This is a genomic window from Streptomyces sp. CBMA152 (assembly GCF_014596475.1).
GTDB lineage: Bacteria > Actinomycetota > Actinomycetes > Streptomycetales > Streptomycetaceae > Streptomyces.
In genome coordinates this window covers 320,836-334,502 of sequence record NZ_MECJ01000024.1, presented here as the reverse complement: position 1 = coordinate 334,502, position 13,667 = coordinate 320,836, and the positions used below count along the sequence as shown (strand labels likewise).

The window sequence follows — 13,667 nt, the reverse complement described above, 5'->3', positions numbered from 1 at the left end:
GGGGGTGAGGGCCGGGACAAAGTAGTCTTGAGTCCATGCCCGAACGCCGTACCGTCGCCCTTGTCACTCTCGGCTGCGCCCGTAACGAGGTGGACTCGGAGGAGCTTGCAGGCCGCTTGGCAGCGGACGGCTGGGAGCTCGTCGAGGACGCCTCGGACGCGGATGTCGCCGTCGTCAACACCTGTGGGTTCGTCGAAGCCGCCAAGAAGGACTCCGTCGACGCCCTCCTCGAAGCCAATGATCTGAAGGACCACGGCAGGACCCAGGCCGTGGTCGCCGTCGGCTGCATGGCCGAGCGGTACGGCAAGGAGCTCGCCGACGCGCTGCCCGAGGCCGACGGCGTGCTCGGCTTCGACGACTACGCCGACATCTCCAACCGCCTCCAGACCATCCTCAGCGGTGGCAGCGTAGAGGCGCACACCCCGCGCGACCGGCGCAAGCTGCTGCCGCTGAGCCCCGTCGAGCGCCAGAGCGCCGACGTGGCCCTGCCCGGCCACGCGCAGGACGCCCAGGAGAGCGCCCCCGAGGACCTGCCCGACGGCCTCGCGCCCGCCTCCGGGCCGCGCGCGCCGCTGCGCCGCCGCCTGGACACCAGCCCGGTGGCCTCGGTGAAGCTCGCCTCCGGCTGCGACCGCCGCTGCACCTTCTGCGCCATCCCGTCCTTCCGCGGCTCGTTCATCTCGCGCCGCCCCTCGGACGTGCTCGGCGAGACGCGCTGGCTGGCCGAGCAGGGCGTCAAGGAGGTCATGCTGGTCTCCGAGAACAACACCTCGTACGGCAAGGACCTCGGCGACATCCGGCTCCTGGAGACGCTGCTGCCCGAGCTCGCGGCCGTCGAGGGCATTGAGCGTGTACGTGTCAGCTACCTCCAGCCCGCCGAGATGCGGCCGGGCCTGATCGACGTGCTGACCTCGACCGACAAGGTCGTGCCGTACTTCGACCTGTCCTTCCAGCACTCCGCGCCCGGTGTGCTGCGCGCGATGCGGCGCTTCGGCGACACCGAGCGGTTCCTGGAGCTCCTGGAGACCATCCGCGCCAAGGCCCCGCAGGCCGGTGTGCGGTCCAACTTCATCGTGGGCTTCCCCGGTGAGACCGAGGACGACTTCAAGGAGCTGGAACGCTTCCTCTCCAGCGCCCGCCTCGACGCCATCGGCGTCTTCGGCTACTCCGACGAGGAGGGCACCGAGGCGGTCACGTACGAGAACAAGCTCTCCGACGAGGTGATCGCCGAGCGGCTCGACCACCTCTCGCGGCTCGCCGAGGAGCTGACCGCCCAGCGCGCCGAGGAGCGCATCGGCGACACCGTGCGGGTGCTGGTCGAGTCGGTGGACCCCGAGGACGGCGTGATCGGCCGCGCCGAGCACCAGGCGCCCGAGACCGATGGTCAAGTGCGGTTCACCGAGGGCGCGGGCCTGACCCCGGGCCGTATCGTCGAGGCGAAGGTCGTCGCCGCCGAGGGTGTCGACCTGGTGGTGACGAGTCTCGACGTCCTTGAGGAGGCGGCCAGATGACCGGAGTCCCGGCATCCGCGGCGGGCGGTACCGGCCGGACGCCGGCGCCCGGCGGCAAGCTGGGCGCTGCGGCCGTCAACCAGGCCAGCCTCTGGAACATCGCCAACATCCTCACCATGGTGCGGCTCGTGCTCGTCCCGGGCTTCGTGGTGCTGATGCTGCAGGACGGCGGCTACGACCCGGCCTGGCGGGCCTGGGCGTGGGCTGCGTTCGCCGTCGCCATGATCACGGACATCTTCGACGGGCATCTGGCCCGTACGTACAACCTGGTCACGGACTTCGGGAAGATCGCCGACCCGATCGCCGACAAGGCGATCATGGGTTCCGCGCTGATCTGTCTCTCCTCGCTGGGCGATCTGCCGTGGTGGGTCACCGGAGTGATCCTGTTCCGGGAACTCGGGATCACGCTCCTTCGTTTCTGGGTCATCAGGCATGGGGTGATTCCCGCCAGCCGGGGCGGGAAGCTCAAGACCCTGGCGCAGGGCACGGCGACGGGGATGTACGTGCTGGCGCTCACGGGTCCGCTGGCCACCCTGCGCTTGTGGGTGATGGTGGTCGCCGTGGTGCTGACCGTTGTCACCGGGCTCGACTATGTGCGACAGGCGGTCGTACTGAGGCGTTCGGGGCTCGCGGCGCAGCGCGCGGAGCGCGCCGCCGAGACCGCCGTGGAGGGACCGGGCCGGTGAGCGAGGCGGCCCGGGTCCTGCAACTGCTCACGGAGCGTGACCAGACGGTCGCGGCTGCGGAGTCGCTGACCGGTGGTCTGGTGGCCGCCGAGCTGACCGGGGTGCCGGGTGCGTCGCGGGCCTTCCGGGGCTCGGTGACGGCGTACGCGACGGAGCTGAAGCGGGACGTGCTGGGCGTCGACGGGACCCTTCTGGCCGAGCGCGGAGCGGTCGATCCCGAGGTCGCGCAGCAGATGGCGGCGGGTGTGCGGGCCGTTCTGGGTGCCGACTGGGGCATCGCGACGACCGGCGTCGCGGGGCCCGAGCAGCAGGATGGACAGCCGGTCGGGACCGTGTACGTGGCGGTCCGGGGACCGGACGGGAAAGGGAAAACCGCCGCTTTGCGGTTGAACGGCGACAGGGCGGAAATCCGTAGAGAGAGTGTACGGAGCGTGCTCGAACTGCTCTCCGGTGAACTCGGCGAAGATGCGCGGGCACAGGATACGGAACAGAACGGGGGGAATTGATGTTTGCAGCCCTGAGTGAACACGACATCGCTCCCCGCACGGCCGCAGCGCGAGGCGGTACGGTGGGGCGTGAAGGATGCGGCTACGCGGTCCGAGGAGGGAGCCACCGATGATTCTGCTCCGTCGCCTGCTGGGTGACGTGCTGCGTCGGCAGCGCCAGCGCCAGGGCCGTACTCTGCGCGAAGTCTCCTCGTCCGCCCGAGTCTCACTCGGCTATCTCTCCGAGGTGGAGCGGGGGCAGAAGGAGGCTTCCTCCGAGCTGCTCTCCGCGATCTGCGACGCGCTTGACGTACGGATGTCCGAGCTCATGCGGGAAGTGAGCGACGAGCTGGCACTCGCCGAGCTGGCCGAGTCGGCAGCGGCGAGCGATCCGGTGCGTGCACCGGTACGTCCGATGCTCAATTCGATCTCTGTGACGTCGGTGACCGGTGTCCCGACCGAGCGGGTGACGATCAAGGCACCCGCGGAAGCGGTGGACGTCGTCGCGGCCTGACTCTGTCGGGCGTTGTGCGTGAGTGGGCCCCGGCCGGTCGAACGTTGACCGGCCGGGGCTTCTCTTTGCCTCGGCATGCCCCATTTGCTGCTTATGTGCCAAGGTGGGGGAGCCGGTGCGTGTGTGCGTGTGTGGGCGTGCCGGTGTGTGGAACTCGTCGCGCACGGAAGTCGACGCGTACGGAACGGAGTGCCTGGATGTCTGTCGTGAAGAGCTCGCTGTCCGAGGCGGAACTCAAAGTCGTCGGCGACGCGCTGCAAGGCGCCCTCGTCGATCTGGTGGATCTGTCGCTGGTCGCCAAGCAGGTGCACTGGAATGTCGTCGGGCCGCGCTTCAGGTCCGTACACCTCCAGCTCGACGAGGTGGTGGACACGGCCAGGCTGCACTCGGACACGGTGGCCGAGCGGGCCGCCGCGCTGGGTGTGACCCCGGACGGGCGGGCGGCGACCGTGGCGTCGTCGAGCGCGATCGGCAAGGTGCCGACCGGCTGGGTGAAGGACGGCGACGCGGTACGGATCCTCGTCGACGCGCTGGGTGCGGTGGTCGCGCGGATGCGGGAGCGGATCGACGCCACGGCCGAGCCGGACCCCATCAGCCAGGACGTGCTGATCGGGCTCACGGCCGAGCTGGAGAAGCATGCGTGGATGTTCCAGGCGGAACAGGCCTGAGAGGGCTTGCGGGGGCGTGCGTGGTGGTGGGCGCGCCGGGGCCGTACTCGGTGCGCCCTCCCGGCGTATGAGGGGGGCCGTCTAGCGTCGGCCTGAGGAGGCGGCCATGAAAGTGGCGGTGCGATGGGTGCCGGCGCTCGTGGTGGGGGCGCTGTGGTGGTGGGCCGCGCTGCGGCTGCTGACGGTGCCGGGCGAGGCGGGAGTGACCGAGGGCGCGATGGTGGTGGGCGGCTGGGGGCTGAGCCTGCTGCCGGTGCACGTGGTGGGGCCGGTACGTGTGACGGGCTCGGTGCGCGGCGGGGACTCGGCGCGTGCCTCAGGTCCGGCGCGTGTCGAGGACACGGCGATCACCAGGGCATCGCGACGCCGCCGTTCGGGCGGAGGATCTGGCCCGTCGTGAACGACGAGGCGTCCGACGCCAGATGGAGCACGGTGTGGGCGATGTCCTCGGGCGCGCCGACCCGGCCGAGCGGGGAGAGCCGCACCATCGTCGACTCGATCCGTTGCTGCTGGTCGGCCTCGTGCCGCTCGGTCATCGGGGTACGGACCCACCCCGGGGCCACGGCGTTGACGCGGATGGAGTGCGGGCCGAGCTCGGTGGCGAGGGTCTTGGTGAGCTGGACGACGGCCGCCTTCGAGGCGCTGTAGCAGAACAGACCGGGCCCGGCGGAGTCGACGGCCCCGGACGCCATCGTGATGATGCTCCCCGGGGTGCCGTTCTCGATCATGACGCGGGCCGCCTCCTGGCAGGCGTACAGCACGCCCTTGAAGTTGACGGCGAGGACGCGGTCGAGATCGGCGTCGTCGGTGTCCAGGACCGCGCCGAAGTGCATGATCCCGGCGATGGCGGCCAGGATGTCGATCCGGCCCGCGCTCCGGACGGCCGCGCGCAGTGGGGCGCGGTCGGTCACGTCGAGCGTGTGGGTGTACGCGGTGCCGCCCGCCTTGGCGATCAGCTCCTGGGTCTCCCGCAGGCCCCCTTCGTCGCGGTCCGCGCAGTGCACGACGGCACCGGCCTCGGCAAGCAGAACGGCGCTGGCCCGCCCGATACCCCCGGCGGCGCCGGTGACGAAGGCGGTGCGATCGGTGAGGTCGTACGCCGAGAGGGGCATGCGGGGACGGTACGACCGGATCTGACGGCCCGTCAACTATGCTGGTCGTGTGGGGTTGTTGTTGGTCGGTGAGTTGTCGGCCGGAGGGTTGGGCTGGCAGCGGGGGCACCAGTACGTGGGGCGCTCGCTGCCGGCGGGGTCGCGCTGGGTGGTGGTGCGCAGGGCGGTCCCGCAGCGCGGGCAGGGCTGGCCGCTGCGGCCGTACACGTACACCTTGCGCGACGTGCGTTCCCGGTTGGCTTCGAGGATCTTCTTGGCGGCGGCCACGACCCGTTCGGGGGCGGGGAGTTCGCCGACCCGGAGCCAGGGGACGGCCCGTACCGCGAAGCAGATCTCGGACTTGTAGATGTTGCCCACACCGGCGAGGTTGCGCTGGTCGAGCAGGGCCTCGCCGAGGGGGCGGTCGGGGTCCTGGAGCAGATTGCTCAGGGCGAGCTCCGGGTCCCAGTCGGGTCCGAGCAGATCGGGGCCGAGGTGGCCGACGACGCGGTGTTCGTCGCGGGTGCGGAGCAGGTCGAGCACGGCCAGCCGGTATCCGACGGCCGTGCGGTCTTCGGTGGCGAGGATCGCCCGGATCTGGTCCCCGCGCCCGCCGCGCCACCGCTCGCCGGGCGCGAACACCCGCCAGGAGCCCTCCATCCGCAGATGCGAGTGGAGGGTGAGGCCGCCCTCGATCCGGGTGAGCAGGTGCTTGCCGCGCGGGGTGACGTCCAGCACGGTGCGTCCGGCGAGGTCGACGGTGGCGAGGCGGGGTACGCGCAGGTCGGACCGGGTCAGCGTGCGCCCACTCAGCGCCTCGTCCAGCCGCCGAGCGGTCTGCCAGACCGTGTCTCCTTCGGGCATGGGGCCATTGTCCCTCCGGGGGGCGGGGTTTCGTCTGCGGGGCGGTGCCGCCTGCGGCGGGTGCTTTTCCCCACCCCGCCCCTTCCCGAAAGCCCTGGGCGGGCGGCCGGGTTCTTCGGCTGGCCGCCGGTGGGGGCTGGTCGCGCAGTTCCCCGCGCCCCTTGATGGGCCCTTCGGGCCCTCCTTAGGGGCGCGGGGAACTGCGCGAGCGACCCAGCACGGCCCGCAGACAAACGGGAACCGGGGCGCAGCCCCCGGGAGAGCCACCTCCACCCCACCCCCGGAGGGTTACGGGGAGGGGCGGGGTGGGGGATCAAGGCCGCAGCCGCAACCCCCTCGGCGTCGGGACGAACCCCGCCGATTCCAGCGTGCGGGCGAGCGGCGACGTGAGCGCGGCCTCGCCGTTGACCCGCTCCACCGTCACCGTGCCCAGCCGACCCGCCCGCGCAGCCCCCGCCAGCGCCTCGACGGCCGCGACCAGCGCAGGATCGTCGGCCTCGGTCGGCCAGAGCAACAGGGACTTGCCGCCGCGCTCCATGTAGAGCGCGAGCTCGCCGTCGACCAGGACCACCATCGACCCGGCCTTGCGCCCCGGCTTGTGCCCGGCCCCGGCGGGCGGCTCGGGCCAGGGCAGCGCCGCCCCGTACGCGTTGGCCGGGTCCGCGGCCGCCAGCACCACCCCGCGCGCGACCGGGCGGGCCTCGGCGCGGTCGCGCGCGGTGGCCGCCGCCCGCAGCCGGTCCACGGCCCCGTCCATCGCGAACTGGGCGGCGCCGAGCCCCTCGACCACATAGCCGCGCCGCGCCTGACCGCTGTCCTCGAACGCCGCCAGGATCCGGTAAGTCGCCGAGAAGCCGCCCTCGACCCCCTCGGCCGCGACCGCGCCCCGGGTGACGACGCCGTGGCGGTCCAGCAGGGTGCGGGCCAGGGCGTGGGCCCGGTGGGTGGGGTCCGGCTCCCGGGCCGGGAGCAGGGACCAGCGGCCCGACACGGTCGGTGGTCCGGTGCGCGAGGCGGGCCGCGCGGCCGCGGTCAGCGTCCCGTAACGCCCGCGCGGCACCGTCCGTTTGGCGCGGTGCGCGGTGGACCCGGCCGTGCGGCCGGAGCCGAGGAGCGCCCGCAGCGGCGCGAGCGTGTCGTTGGTGAGCCGTCCGGACCACGCCAAGTCCCACAGCGCGTCCGCCAGTTGCGGATCGGTCGCCTCCGGATGGGTGGTGGCCCGAACCTGGTCGGCGATCTGGCGGAAGAACAGCCCGTATCCGGGGGCGAGCGCGGTGAGCACCGACTCATGGAGCGCGGTGAGCTCCAGGGGGTGCGGCGATGGCAGCAGCAGGGGCGCGGCGTCCGCGACGAACAGTGAGACCCAGCCGTCCTTGCCCGGCAGCGCGCCCGCCCCGGCCCACAGCACCTCGCCCGTGGTGGTGAGCTCGTCGAGCAGCGCCGGGCCGTAGTCGGAGACCCGGGACGGCAGGATCAGCTTCTCCAGCGCGGAGGCGGGCACGGCGGCGCCCTGCAACTGCTCGATCGCCCGGGCCAGTCCGTCGATGCCGCGCAGACTGTTGGCGCCCAGATGCTGCCACTGCGGCAGGAACGTGGCGAGCGCCGCGGGCGGCACCGGCTCCACCTCGTGGCGCAGCGCGGCCAGCGAGCGGCGGCGCAGCCGGCGCAGCACCGTCGCGTCGCACCATTCCTGCCCGATCCCCGCCGGGTGGAACTCGCCCTGCACCACCCGCCCGCCCGCCGCGAGCCGCTGGAGCGCGCCGTCGGTGACGGCGGTGCCGAGGCCGAACCGGGCGGCGGCGGTGGCGGAGGTGAACGGGCCGTGCGTACGCGCGTACCGCGACAGGAGGTCGCCGAGCGGGTCCTTGACCGGCTCGGTGAACGCCTCGGGGACGCCGACCGGCAGTGCCGTGCCGAGAGCGTCGCGCAGCCGTCCCGCGTCCTCGATCGCCGCCCAGTGCTCGGCGCCGCCGACCCGCACCCGAATGGCGCGACGGGCGCCCGCGAGCTCCTGCGGCCACGCCGGATCGGTGCCGCGCGCGGCCAACTCGGCGTCGGTGAGCGGGCCGAGGACGCGCAGCAGGTCGGCGACGCCCTCCGCGTCCTTGATCCGGCGGTCCTCGGTGAGCCACTGGAGCTCCTGCTCCAGCTCGGTCAGGACATCGGCGTCCAGGAGCTCGCGCAGCTCCGCCTGGCCCAGCAGCTCGGACAGGAGCCGGGAGTCGAGGGAGAGCGCCGCGGCCCGCCGCTCGGCCAGCGGCGAGTCCCCCTCGTACAGGAACTGGGCGACGTAACCGAAGAGCAGCGAGCGTGCGAAGGGCGACGGCTCCGGTGTGGTGACCTCGACCAGACGGACCCGGCGCGCTTCGAGATCGCCCATCAGCTCGGTGAGACCGGGCACGTCGAAGACGTCCTGGAGGCATTCGCGGACCGCTTCCAAGACGATCGGGAACGACCCGAACTCGCTTGCCACCTGAAGCAGTTGGGCTGCCCGCTGGCGCTGCTGCCACAGCGGGGTGCGCTTGCCGGGGTTGCGCCGGGGGAGCAGCAACGCGCGCGCGGCGCACTCGCGGAAGCGGGCGGCGAACAGCGCGGACCCGCCCACCTGGTCGGTGACGATCTGCTCGATCTCGCCCTTGTCGAAGACGGCGTCCGCCGCGCCGACGGGAGCCTGCTCGCTGTCATACGTGGAGTCGAGGTGGCCGGGGTCCTGGTCGAGGAGGTCCAGACCCATCAGATCGGCGTCGGGCAGCCGCAGCACGATGCCGTCGTCGGCGTGCATGACCTGGGCGTCCATGCCGTACCGCTCGGCGAGGCGGGCGCCGAGCGCCAGGGCCCACGGCGCGTGCACCTGGGCCCCGAAGGGGGAGTGGATGACGACCCGCCAGTCGCCCAGCTCGTCGCGGAACCGCTCGACGAGGATCGTGCGGTCGTCGGGGACATGGCCGCAGGCGCGGCGCTGCTCGTCGAGGTAGGCCAGCACGTTGTCCGCCGCCCACGCGTCCAGGCCCGCGCTCAGCAGCCGCAGCCGGGCGTCCTCCGGCGTCAGCGAGCCGACCTCGCGCAGGAACGCGCCCAGCGCGCGCCCCAGTTCGAGCGGGCGGCCCAGCTGGTCGCCCTTCCAGAAGGGGAGCCTGCCCGGCACGCCCGGGGCGGGCAGGACCAGCACGCGGTCGCGCGTGATGTCCTGGATCCGCCAGGACGTCGTCCCGAGAGTGAACACATCGCCGACCCGGGACTCGTAGACCATCTCCTCGTCGAGCTCGCCGACCCGGCCGCCGCCCTTCTTGGGGTCGGAGCCGGCCAGGAAGACCCCGAAGAGGCCGCGGTCGGGGATGGTGCCGCCGGAGGTGACCGCCAGCCGCTGCGCGCCGGGGCGGCCGGTGACCGTGCCCGCGACCCGGTCCCACACCACGCGCGGGCGCAACTCCGCGAAGGCGTCGGAGGGATAGCGGCCCGCCAGCATGTCGAGCACCGCCGTGAACGCCGACTCCGGAAGTGCCGCGAACGGCGCCGCCCGGCGGACCAGCGCAAGGAGGTCGTCCACCTGCCAGCTGTCCAGCGCCGTCATGGCGACCAGCTGCTGCGCCAGCACGTCCAGCGGGTTGGACGGGATCCGCAGCGACTCGATGGCCCCGGAGCGCATCCGCTCGGTGACCACCGCCGACTGGACCAGGTCGCCCCGGTACTTGGGGAAGACCACTCCGGTGGAGACCGCGCCCACCTGGTGGCCCGCGCGGCCGACCCGCTGGAGCCCGGAGGCGACCGAGGGCGGCGACTCGACCTGGACGACCAGGTCCACGGCGCCCATGTCGATGCCCAGTTCAAGACTGGAGGTGGCCACGACCGCCGGCAGCCGGCCCGCCTTCAGATCCTCCTCGACCAGGGCGCGCTGCTCCTTGGAGACCGAGCCGTGATGGGCGCGCGCGAGGACGGCGGGCGCGCCCTTGGAGGCGCCCGACTGGGCCATGATCTCGGCCGGGGAGTGGGCCTCGTCCAGCGGCACGGCGGTCTCGCCCGCGTCGAGCGCCGCAGCTGCCGCCCGTTCGTACGCGATCTCGTTGAGCCGGTTGCACAGACGCTCGGCGAGGCGGCGGGAGTTGGCGAAGACGATCGTCGAGCGGTGTGCCTGGACCAGGTCGACGATGCGCTCCTCGACATGCGGCCAGATCGACGGCTTCTCTGCGCCCTCGTCCGCGTCGGCCGCCGGGGAGCCGCCCAGCTCGCCCAGGTCCTCCACCGGCACGACCACCGACAGGTCGAACTCCTTGGTGGACGGCGGCTGGACGATCTCCACCTTGCGCTGCGGGGAGAGGAAGCGCGCCACCTCGTCCACCGGACGCACCGTCGCCGACAGACCGATCCGGCGGGCGGGCCTGGTCAGCAGCTCGTCCAACCGCTCCAGGGAGAGCGCGAGATGGGCCCCGCGCTTGGTGCCCGCGACCGCGTGCACCTCGTCCAGGATCACCGTCTCGATGCCCGACAGGGCTTCGCGCGCCGAGGACGTGAGCATCAGGAACAGCGACTCGGGAGTGGTGATCAGGATGTCCGGCGGCCGGGTCGACAGGGCGCGGCGCTCGGCGGGCGGGGTGTCCCCGGAACGGATCCCGACCCGCACCTCCGGCTCGGGCAGGCCAAGGCGCACCGACTCCTGGCGGATACCGGTGAGCGGGGAGCGCAGATTGCGCTCGACGTCGACCGCGAGCGCCTTCAGCGGCGACACGTACAGCACGCGGCAGCGCTTCTTCGCCTCGGCGGGCGGCGGGACGGCCGCCAGCCGGTCGAGCGCGGCGAGGAACGCGGCGAGGGTCTTGCCCGAGCCCGTCGGCGCGACGACCAGGACGTCCGAGCCCTCCGCGATCGCCCGCCAGGCGCCTTCCTGGGCGGCAGTGGGCGCGGTGAAGGCTCCCGTGAACCATCCCCTGGTCGCGGGAGAGAAGGAGTCCAGCGCTGTCCGTGCCATGGTCCCCATCGTGCACCCACCCACTGACAATGGCCCCCAGCTGCGAGAATGCGGGTATGAACGCGGCCGAGGAGTGGGCACGGCACTGGCAGTACCCGGGGCTGCCCGGCCTCGATCTGCTCCGCGCCCGCTACGTCAGCCACTCCTTCGCCCGGCACAGCCACGAGGGCCAGGAGCGCGGGCCCGGCCCGTACGGGGAGGAGCGCGCAAGAACGTACAAGAACGTCGAGGGCGGTCCCCCGTAACGTCCGGGACGTGGCAGCAGAACAGACAGCACTTCCAGACATACGCCCCCAGGGCGCGGCCAAGCCGGACTCCGCCGTCGTCAGGGACGCCCTCGGCGTCGGTGTCGCCGTGGGCCTGTCCGGCTTCGCCTTCGGTGTGACCTCGGCGGGGTCGGGGCTGACGGTCCTGCAGACGTGTGCGCTCAGCCTTCTCGTCTTCACGGGGGCCTCGCAGTTCGCCCTGGTGGGTGCGCTGGCGGCGGGCGGCAACCCGTTCACCGCCGCGGCCGGCGCGTTCTTCCTCGGCGTGCGCAACGCGTTCTACGGGCTGCGGCTCTCGCAGCTGCTCGCGCTCCCGCGCGCGGTGCGGCCGTTCGCCGCCCAGTGGGTGATCGACGAGACGACCGCGGTGACGCTCGCCCAGCCCACCCGCAGGGCCGCGCGGATCGGCTTCACCGTCACCGGGCTCACGCTCTACGTGCTGTGGAACCTGACGACGCTGGGCGGGGCGCTGGGTGCGGAGGCGATCGGCGACACCGACGCGTGGGGGCTGGACGCGGCGAGCCCCGCCGTCTTCCTGGCGCTGCTCGCGCCGATGCTCACGACCGCCACCGAGCGCATCACCGCCGGGGTCGCCGTGCTGCTGGTGCTGGGACTGCTGCCGGTGCTGCCCGCCGGGGCGCCGGTCCTGGTGGCCGCGCTCGCCGCACCCGTCGTGCTCTTCCTGAAGGGGCGCGGCATGGACGCGCGTGTGGAGGACGCGATGGGCGCCGGGGGTCCCGCCCGCACGGGGGAATCCTCCGGTGCCGAAGACTCCGCGAACGCGGACGGGAACTTCGGGAAGGGAGTGGGGCGTTGACTGTCTGGATCGCGATCGCGGCCACCGCCGTCGGCTGCTACCTCGTCAAGCTGCTCGGGCTCCTCGTCCCCGCCGGGGCGCTGGAGCGGCCACTGGTGAGACGCCTCGCGGCACTGCTGCCGGTGGCGCTGCTCGCCGCCCTCACCGCCCAGCAGACCTTCAGCACCGGCCACCACCTGGAGCTCGACGCCAGGGGCGCGGGTCTCGCGGCGGCAGCCGTCGCCCTGCTGCTGCGCGCCCCCTTCCTGGTCATCGTCGGGGCCGCCGTCCTGGTGACGGCTGGTGTGCGGGCACTGGGCGGCTAGGGCCTGTCGAGCCTCATGCCGGCCAGCACCCGCACCAGGTGCGTACGCCGTCAGTCGATCGGTCGGCCGTGGGCGCGCAGGGTCCGCAGCGCCTCGACCGTCACGATCGGACGCCACTCCAGGGCCGTGCCCGGCGCCCACTCGCGCCAGTGGATGGGCCAGCCGCCGTCCTCGCGCTGCTCGGCCGCGAGGTGGTCGAGCGAGCGCGCCATCTCCGTGTCGGTGAACCAGCGGCGGGCCAGTGACTCGGGCACGCGCGCGTAGTCGTGCGGGAAGTGGTGCTCGCCCGGCGCGTATCCGGGGGCGACCGGGAAGTCGTCGAGCCGGTCCGGATCGAGGACCGCGAGCCGCTGCTCGCGCACCAGGCGCCCGAGCCGGTCCGCCGCCGCCTCGGCCCGCACGCGGTCGGGCACGCCGTCCAGGAAGGCGATCGCGGCCTCGATCTCGTACGGATGGGACTTCTCCATCCCCTCGACCGCCGCCCAGCAGAAGTCCGTGGCCCGGAAGAGCCACGCGTGCCACACCTGGTTGCGGTGGAGCAGCCCGACCACCGGACCGGTGGCCAGCAGTTCGCTGGGCGGGTCGTCGACGACCTGGACGAACGGCGCCGAGGGGTAGCCGCGCAGCGACGGATGGAGCGCCGGCAGGGCGCCGTCCTGCGCCGAGACCCCCGTCAGATAGCGGCAGACCCGCTCGGCCCGCCGACCGCTGAGACGGCCTACGGAGTCGAGGACGCGCAGCGCGTGCGCGGTGTGCAGAGGCTGGCTGACGGGGCCGCGCAGATCGGGTTCGAGCGCGTGCCCGTAGCCGCCGTCGTCGTTCTCGTAGGCGGCGAGCGCGGTCTCCACCGCGTCGGCGGCGCCGCCGAGGAAGTGGTACGCGAACCGTCGCTGCTCCAGCACGCGGGCCGTCAGCCACACGAAGTGCTCGGCGCGCGCGAGGGGCGTGCGGGCGGTGCGGACAGTCGAGGGTGGTGCTCCGGATCCGGCCATGGTCCGACCGTAGGGCGCACAGCGCCGCAGGCAAGGGGGGACGGGCCCGGCTGCACTCTCAGGGGCGGGATACTGGGGTCATGCGGTTGACGATTTTCTGGGAGCGGATGGCCGACCACTTCGGCGCGGGGTACGCCGAGTCCTTCGCGCGCGACCATGTGATGGCCGAATTGGGCGGGCGTACCGTGCACCAGGCGCTCGACGCGGGGTGGGAGACCAAGGACGTCTGGCGGGCCGTGTGCGCCGCCATGGACGTGCCCGCGCACCTGCGGTGACGACGACCCGCTCCGGCCTGACACGCGAGCGCTGACGACCGCCCCGGCCCCGGCCTGACAAAGGCCTCCTGACAGTCGCTGTCTGCGGCATGGGTGAGACTTGCTGGGTGGCACCGACTGACGACAGCGACACCCAGACAGACCGCCGGGCCGACCGCCCGACCGACGGCTTGACCGAAAACGAGCGCCGGACGGTCGCGCCCGAGGGCGCCATTCCGCGCGCGGCCACG

Annotated in this window: 13 protein-coding genes and 1 pseudogene; 10 read left to right on the top strand and 4 right to left on the bottom strand. The window is 73.0% G+C overall.

Annotated elements, in window-relative coordinates; translation table 11 throughout:
- The first annotated feature begins 35 nt into the window (after nt 1–35).
- The 6 genes from rimO (at nt 36) to BG418_RS21385 (ending at nt 4,264) form a co-directional block, all read left to right on the top strand.
- Nucleotides 36–1,511 carry a 30S ribosomal protein S12 methylthiotransferase RimO gene (gene rimO / locus BG418_RS21410; RefSeq protein ID WP_188275551.1) on the top strand — a complete coding sequence of 492 codons (1,476 nt, stop codon included), beginning with the start codon at nt 36–38 and terminating at the stop codon, nt 1,509–1,511.
- Nucleotides 1,508–2,197: a CDP-diacylglycerol--glycerol-3-phosphate 3-phosphatidyltransferase gene (pgsA, locus tag BG418_RS21405; protein WP_188275550.1), complete on the top strand. Its 690-nt coding sequence runs from the start codon at nt 1,508–1,510 to the stop codon at nt 2,195–2,197. The genes rimO and pgsA overlap by 4 nt, the downstream gene beginning before the upstream one ends.
- The gene (locus tag BG418_RS21400; RefSeq protein ID WP_188275549.1) at nt 2,194–2,703 is read left to right on the top strand and encodes a CinA family protein; all 510 of its coding nucleotides are present in this window, start codon (nt 2,194–2,196) and stop codon (nt 2,701–2,703) included. The genes pgsA and BG418_RS21400 overlap by 4 nt, the downstream gene beginning before the upstream one ends.
- 109 nt (nt 2,704–2,812) lie before the next feature.
- The gene (locus tag BG418_RS21395; protein ID WP_188275548.1) at nt 2,813–3,196 is read left to right on the top strand and encodes a helix-turn-helix domain-containing protein; all 384 of its coding nucleotides are present in this window, start codon (nt 2,813–2,815) and stop codon (nt 3,194–3,196) included.
- A 197-nt stretch (nt 3,197–3,393) separates the two neighbouring features.
- Nucleotides 3,394–3,864: a Dps family protein gene (locus tag BG418_RS21390; protein WP_188275547.1), complete on the top strand. Its 471-nt coding sequence runs from the start codon at nt 3,394–3,396 to the stop codon at nt 3,862–3,864.
- A 106-nt stretch (nt 3,865–3,970) separates the two neighbouring features.
- The gene (locus BG418_RS21385) at nt 3,971–4,264 is read left to right on the top strand and encodes a hypothetical protein (RefSeq protein ID WP_188275546.1); all 294 of its coding nucleotides are present in this window, start codon (nt 3,971–3,973) and stop codon (nt 4,262–4,264) included.
- Here BG418_RS21385 and BG418_RS21380 read toward each other — a convergent pair.
- The 3 genes from BG418_RS21380 to BG418_RS21370 form a co-directional block, all read right to left on the bottom strand.
- Complete coding sequence (locus BG418_RS21380; RefSeq protein ID WP_188275545.1) at nt 4,212–4,976, bottom strand: SDR family NAD(P)-dependent oxidoreductase; 765 nt, start codon at nt 4,974–4,976, stop codon at nt 4,212–4,214. The genes BG418_RS21385 and BG418_RS21380 overlap by 53 nt on opposite strands.
- A gap of 36 nt (nt 4,977–5,012) precedes the next feature.
- On the bottom strand, nt 5,013–5,819 hold the full coding sequence (locus tag BG418_RS21375; protein ID WP_188275544.1) for an Fpg/Nei family DNA glycosylase: 807 nt from the start codon (nt 5,817–5,819) through the stop codon (nt 5,013–5,015).
- Between the two features lie 313 nt (nt 5,820–6,132).
- Entirely contained in the window at nt 6,133–10,782 is a 4,650-nt protein-coding gene (locus tag BG418_RS21370; RefSeq protein ID WP_188275543.1) for an ATP-dependent helicase, read from the bottom strand.
- A gap of 29 nt (nt 10,783–10,811) precedes the next feature.
- Here BG418_RS21370 and BG418_RS40010 point away from each other — a divergent pair.
- From BG418_RS40010 to BG418_RS21355, 3 genes and pseudogenes are all read left to right on the top strand, one after another.
- A pseudogene (locus BG418_RS40010) lies at nt 10,812–10,985 on the top strand (AraC family transcriptional regulator); the annotation flags it as partial.
- A gap of 52 nt (nt 10,986–11,037) precedes the next feature.
- Nucleotides 11,038–11,865 carry an AzlC family ABC transporter permease gene (locus tag BG418_RS21360; protein WP_188275542.1) on the top strand — a complete coding sequence of 276 codons (828 nt, stop codon included), beginning with the start codon at nt 11,038–11,040 and terminating at the stop codon, nt 11,863–11,865.
- The gene (locus BG418_RS21355) at nt 11,862–12,170 is read left to right on the top strand and encodes an AzlD domain-containing protein (RefSeq protein ID WP_188275541.1); all 309 of its coding nucleotides are present in this window, start codon (nt 11,862–11,864) and stop codon (nt 12,168–12,170) included. Before BG418_RS21360 ends, BG418_RS21355 begins: the two co-directional genes overlap by 4 nt.
- A gap of 50 nt (nt 12,171–12,220) precedes the next feature.
- On the opposite strand, the gene BG418_RS21350 is transcribed toward BG418_RS21355, so the two are convergent.
- Nucleotides 12,221–13,162, bottom strand: a complete 942-nt coding sequence (locus BG418_RS21350; RefSeq protein WP_188275540.1) for a hypothetical protein — start codon at nt 13,160–13,162, stop codon at nt 12,221–12,223.
- Nucleotides 13,163–13,242: 80 nt separating this feature from the next.
- On the opposite strand from BG418_RS21350, the gene BG418_RS21345 reads away from it, so the two are divergent.
- The gene (locus BG418_RS21345) at nt 13,243–13,437 is read left to right on the top strand and encodes a DUF3046 domain-containing protein (RefSeq protein WP_188275539.1); all 195 of its coding nucleotides are present in this window, start codon (nt 13,243–13,245) and stop codon (nt 13,435–13,437) included.
- Nucleotides 13,438–13,667: the final 230 nt, after the last annotated feature.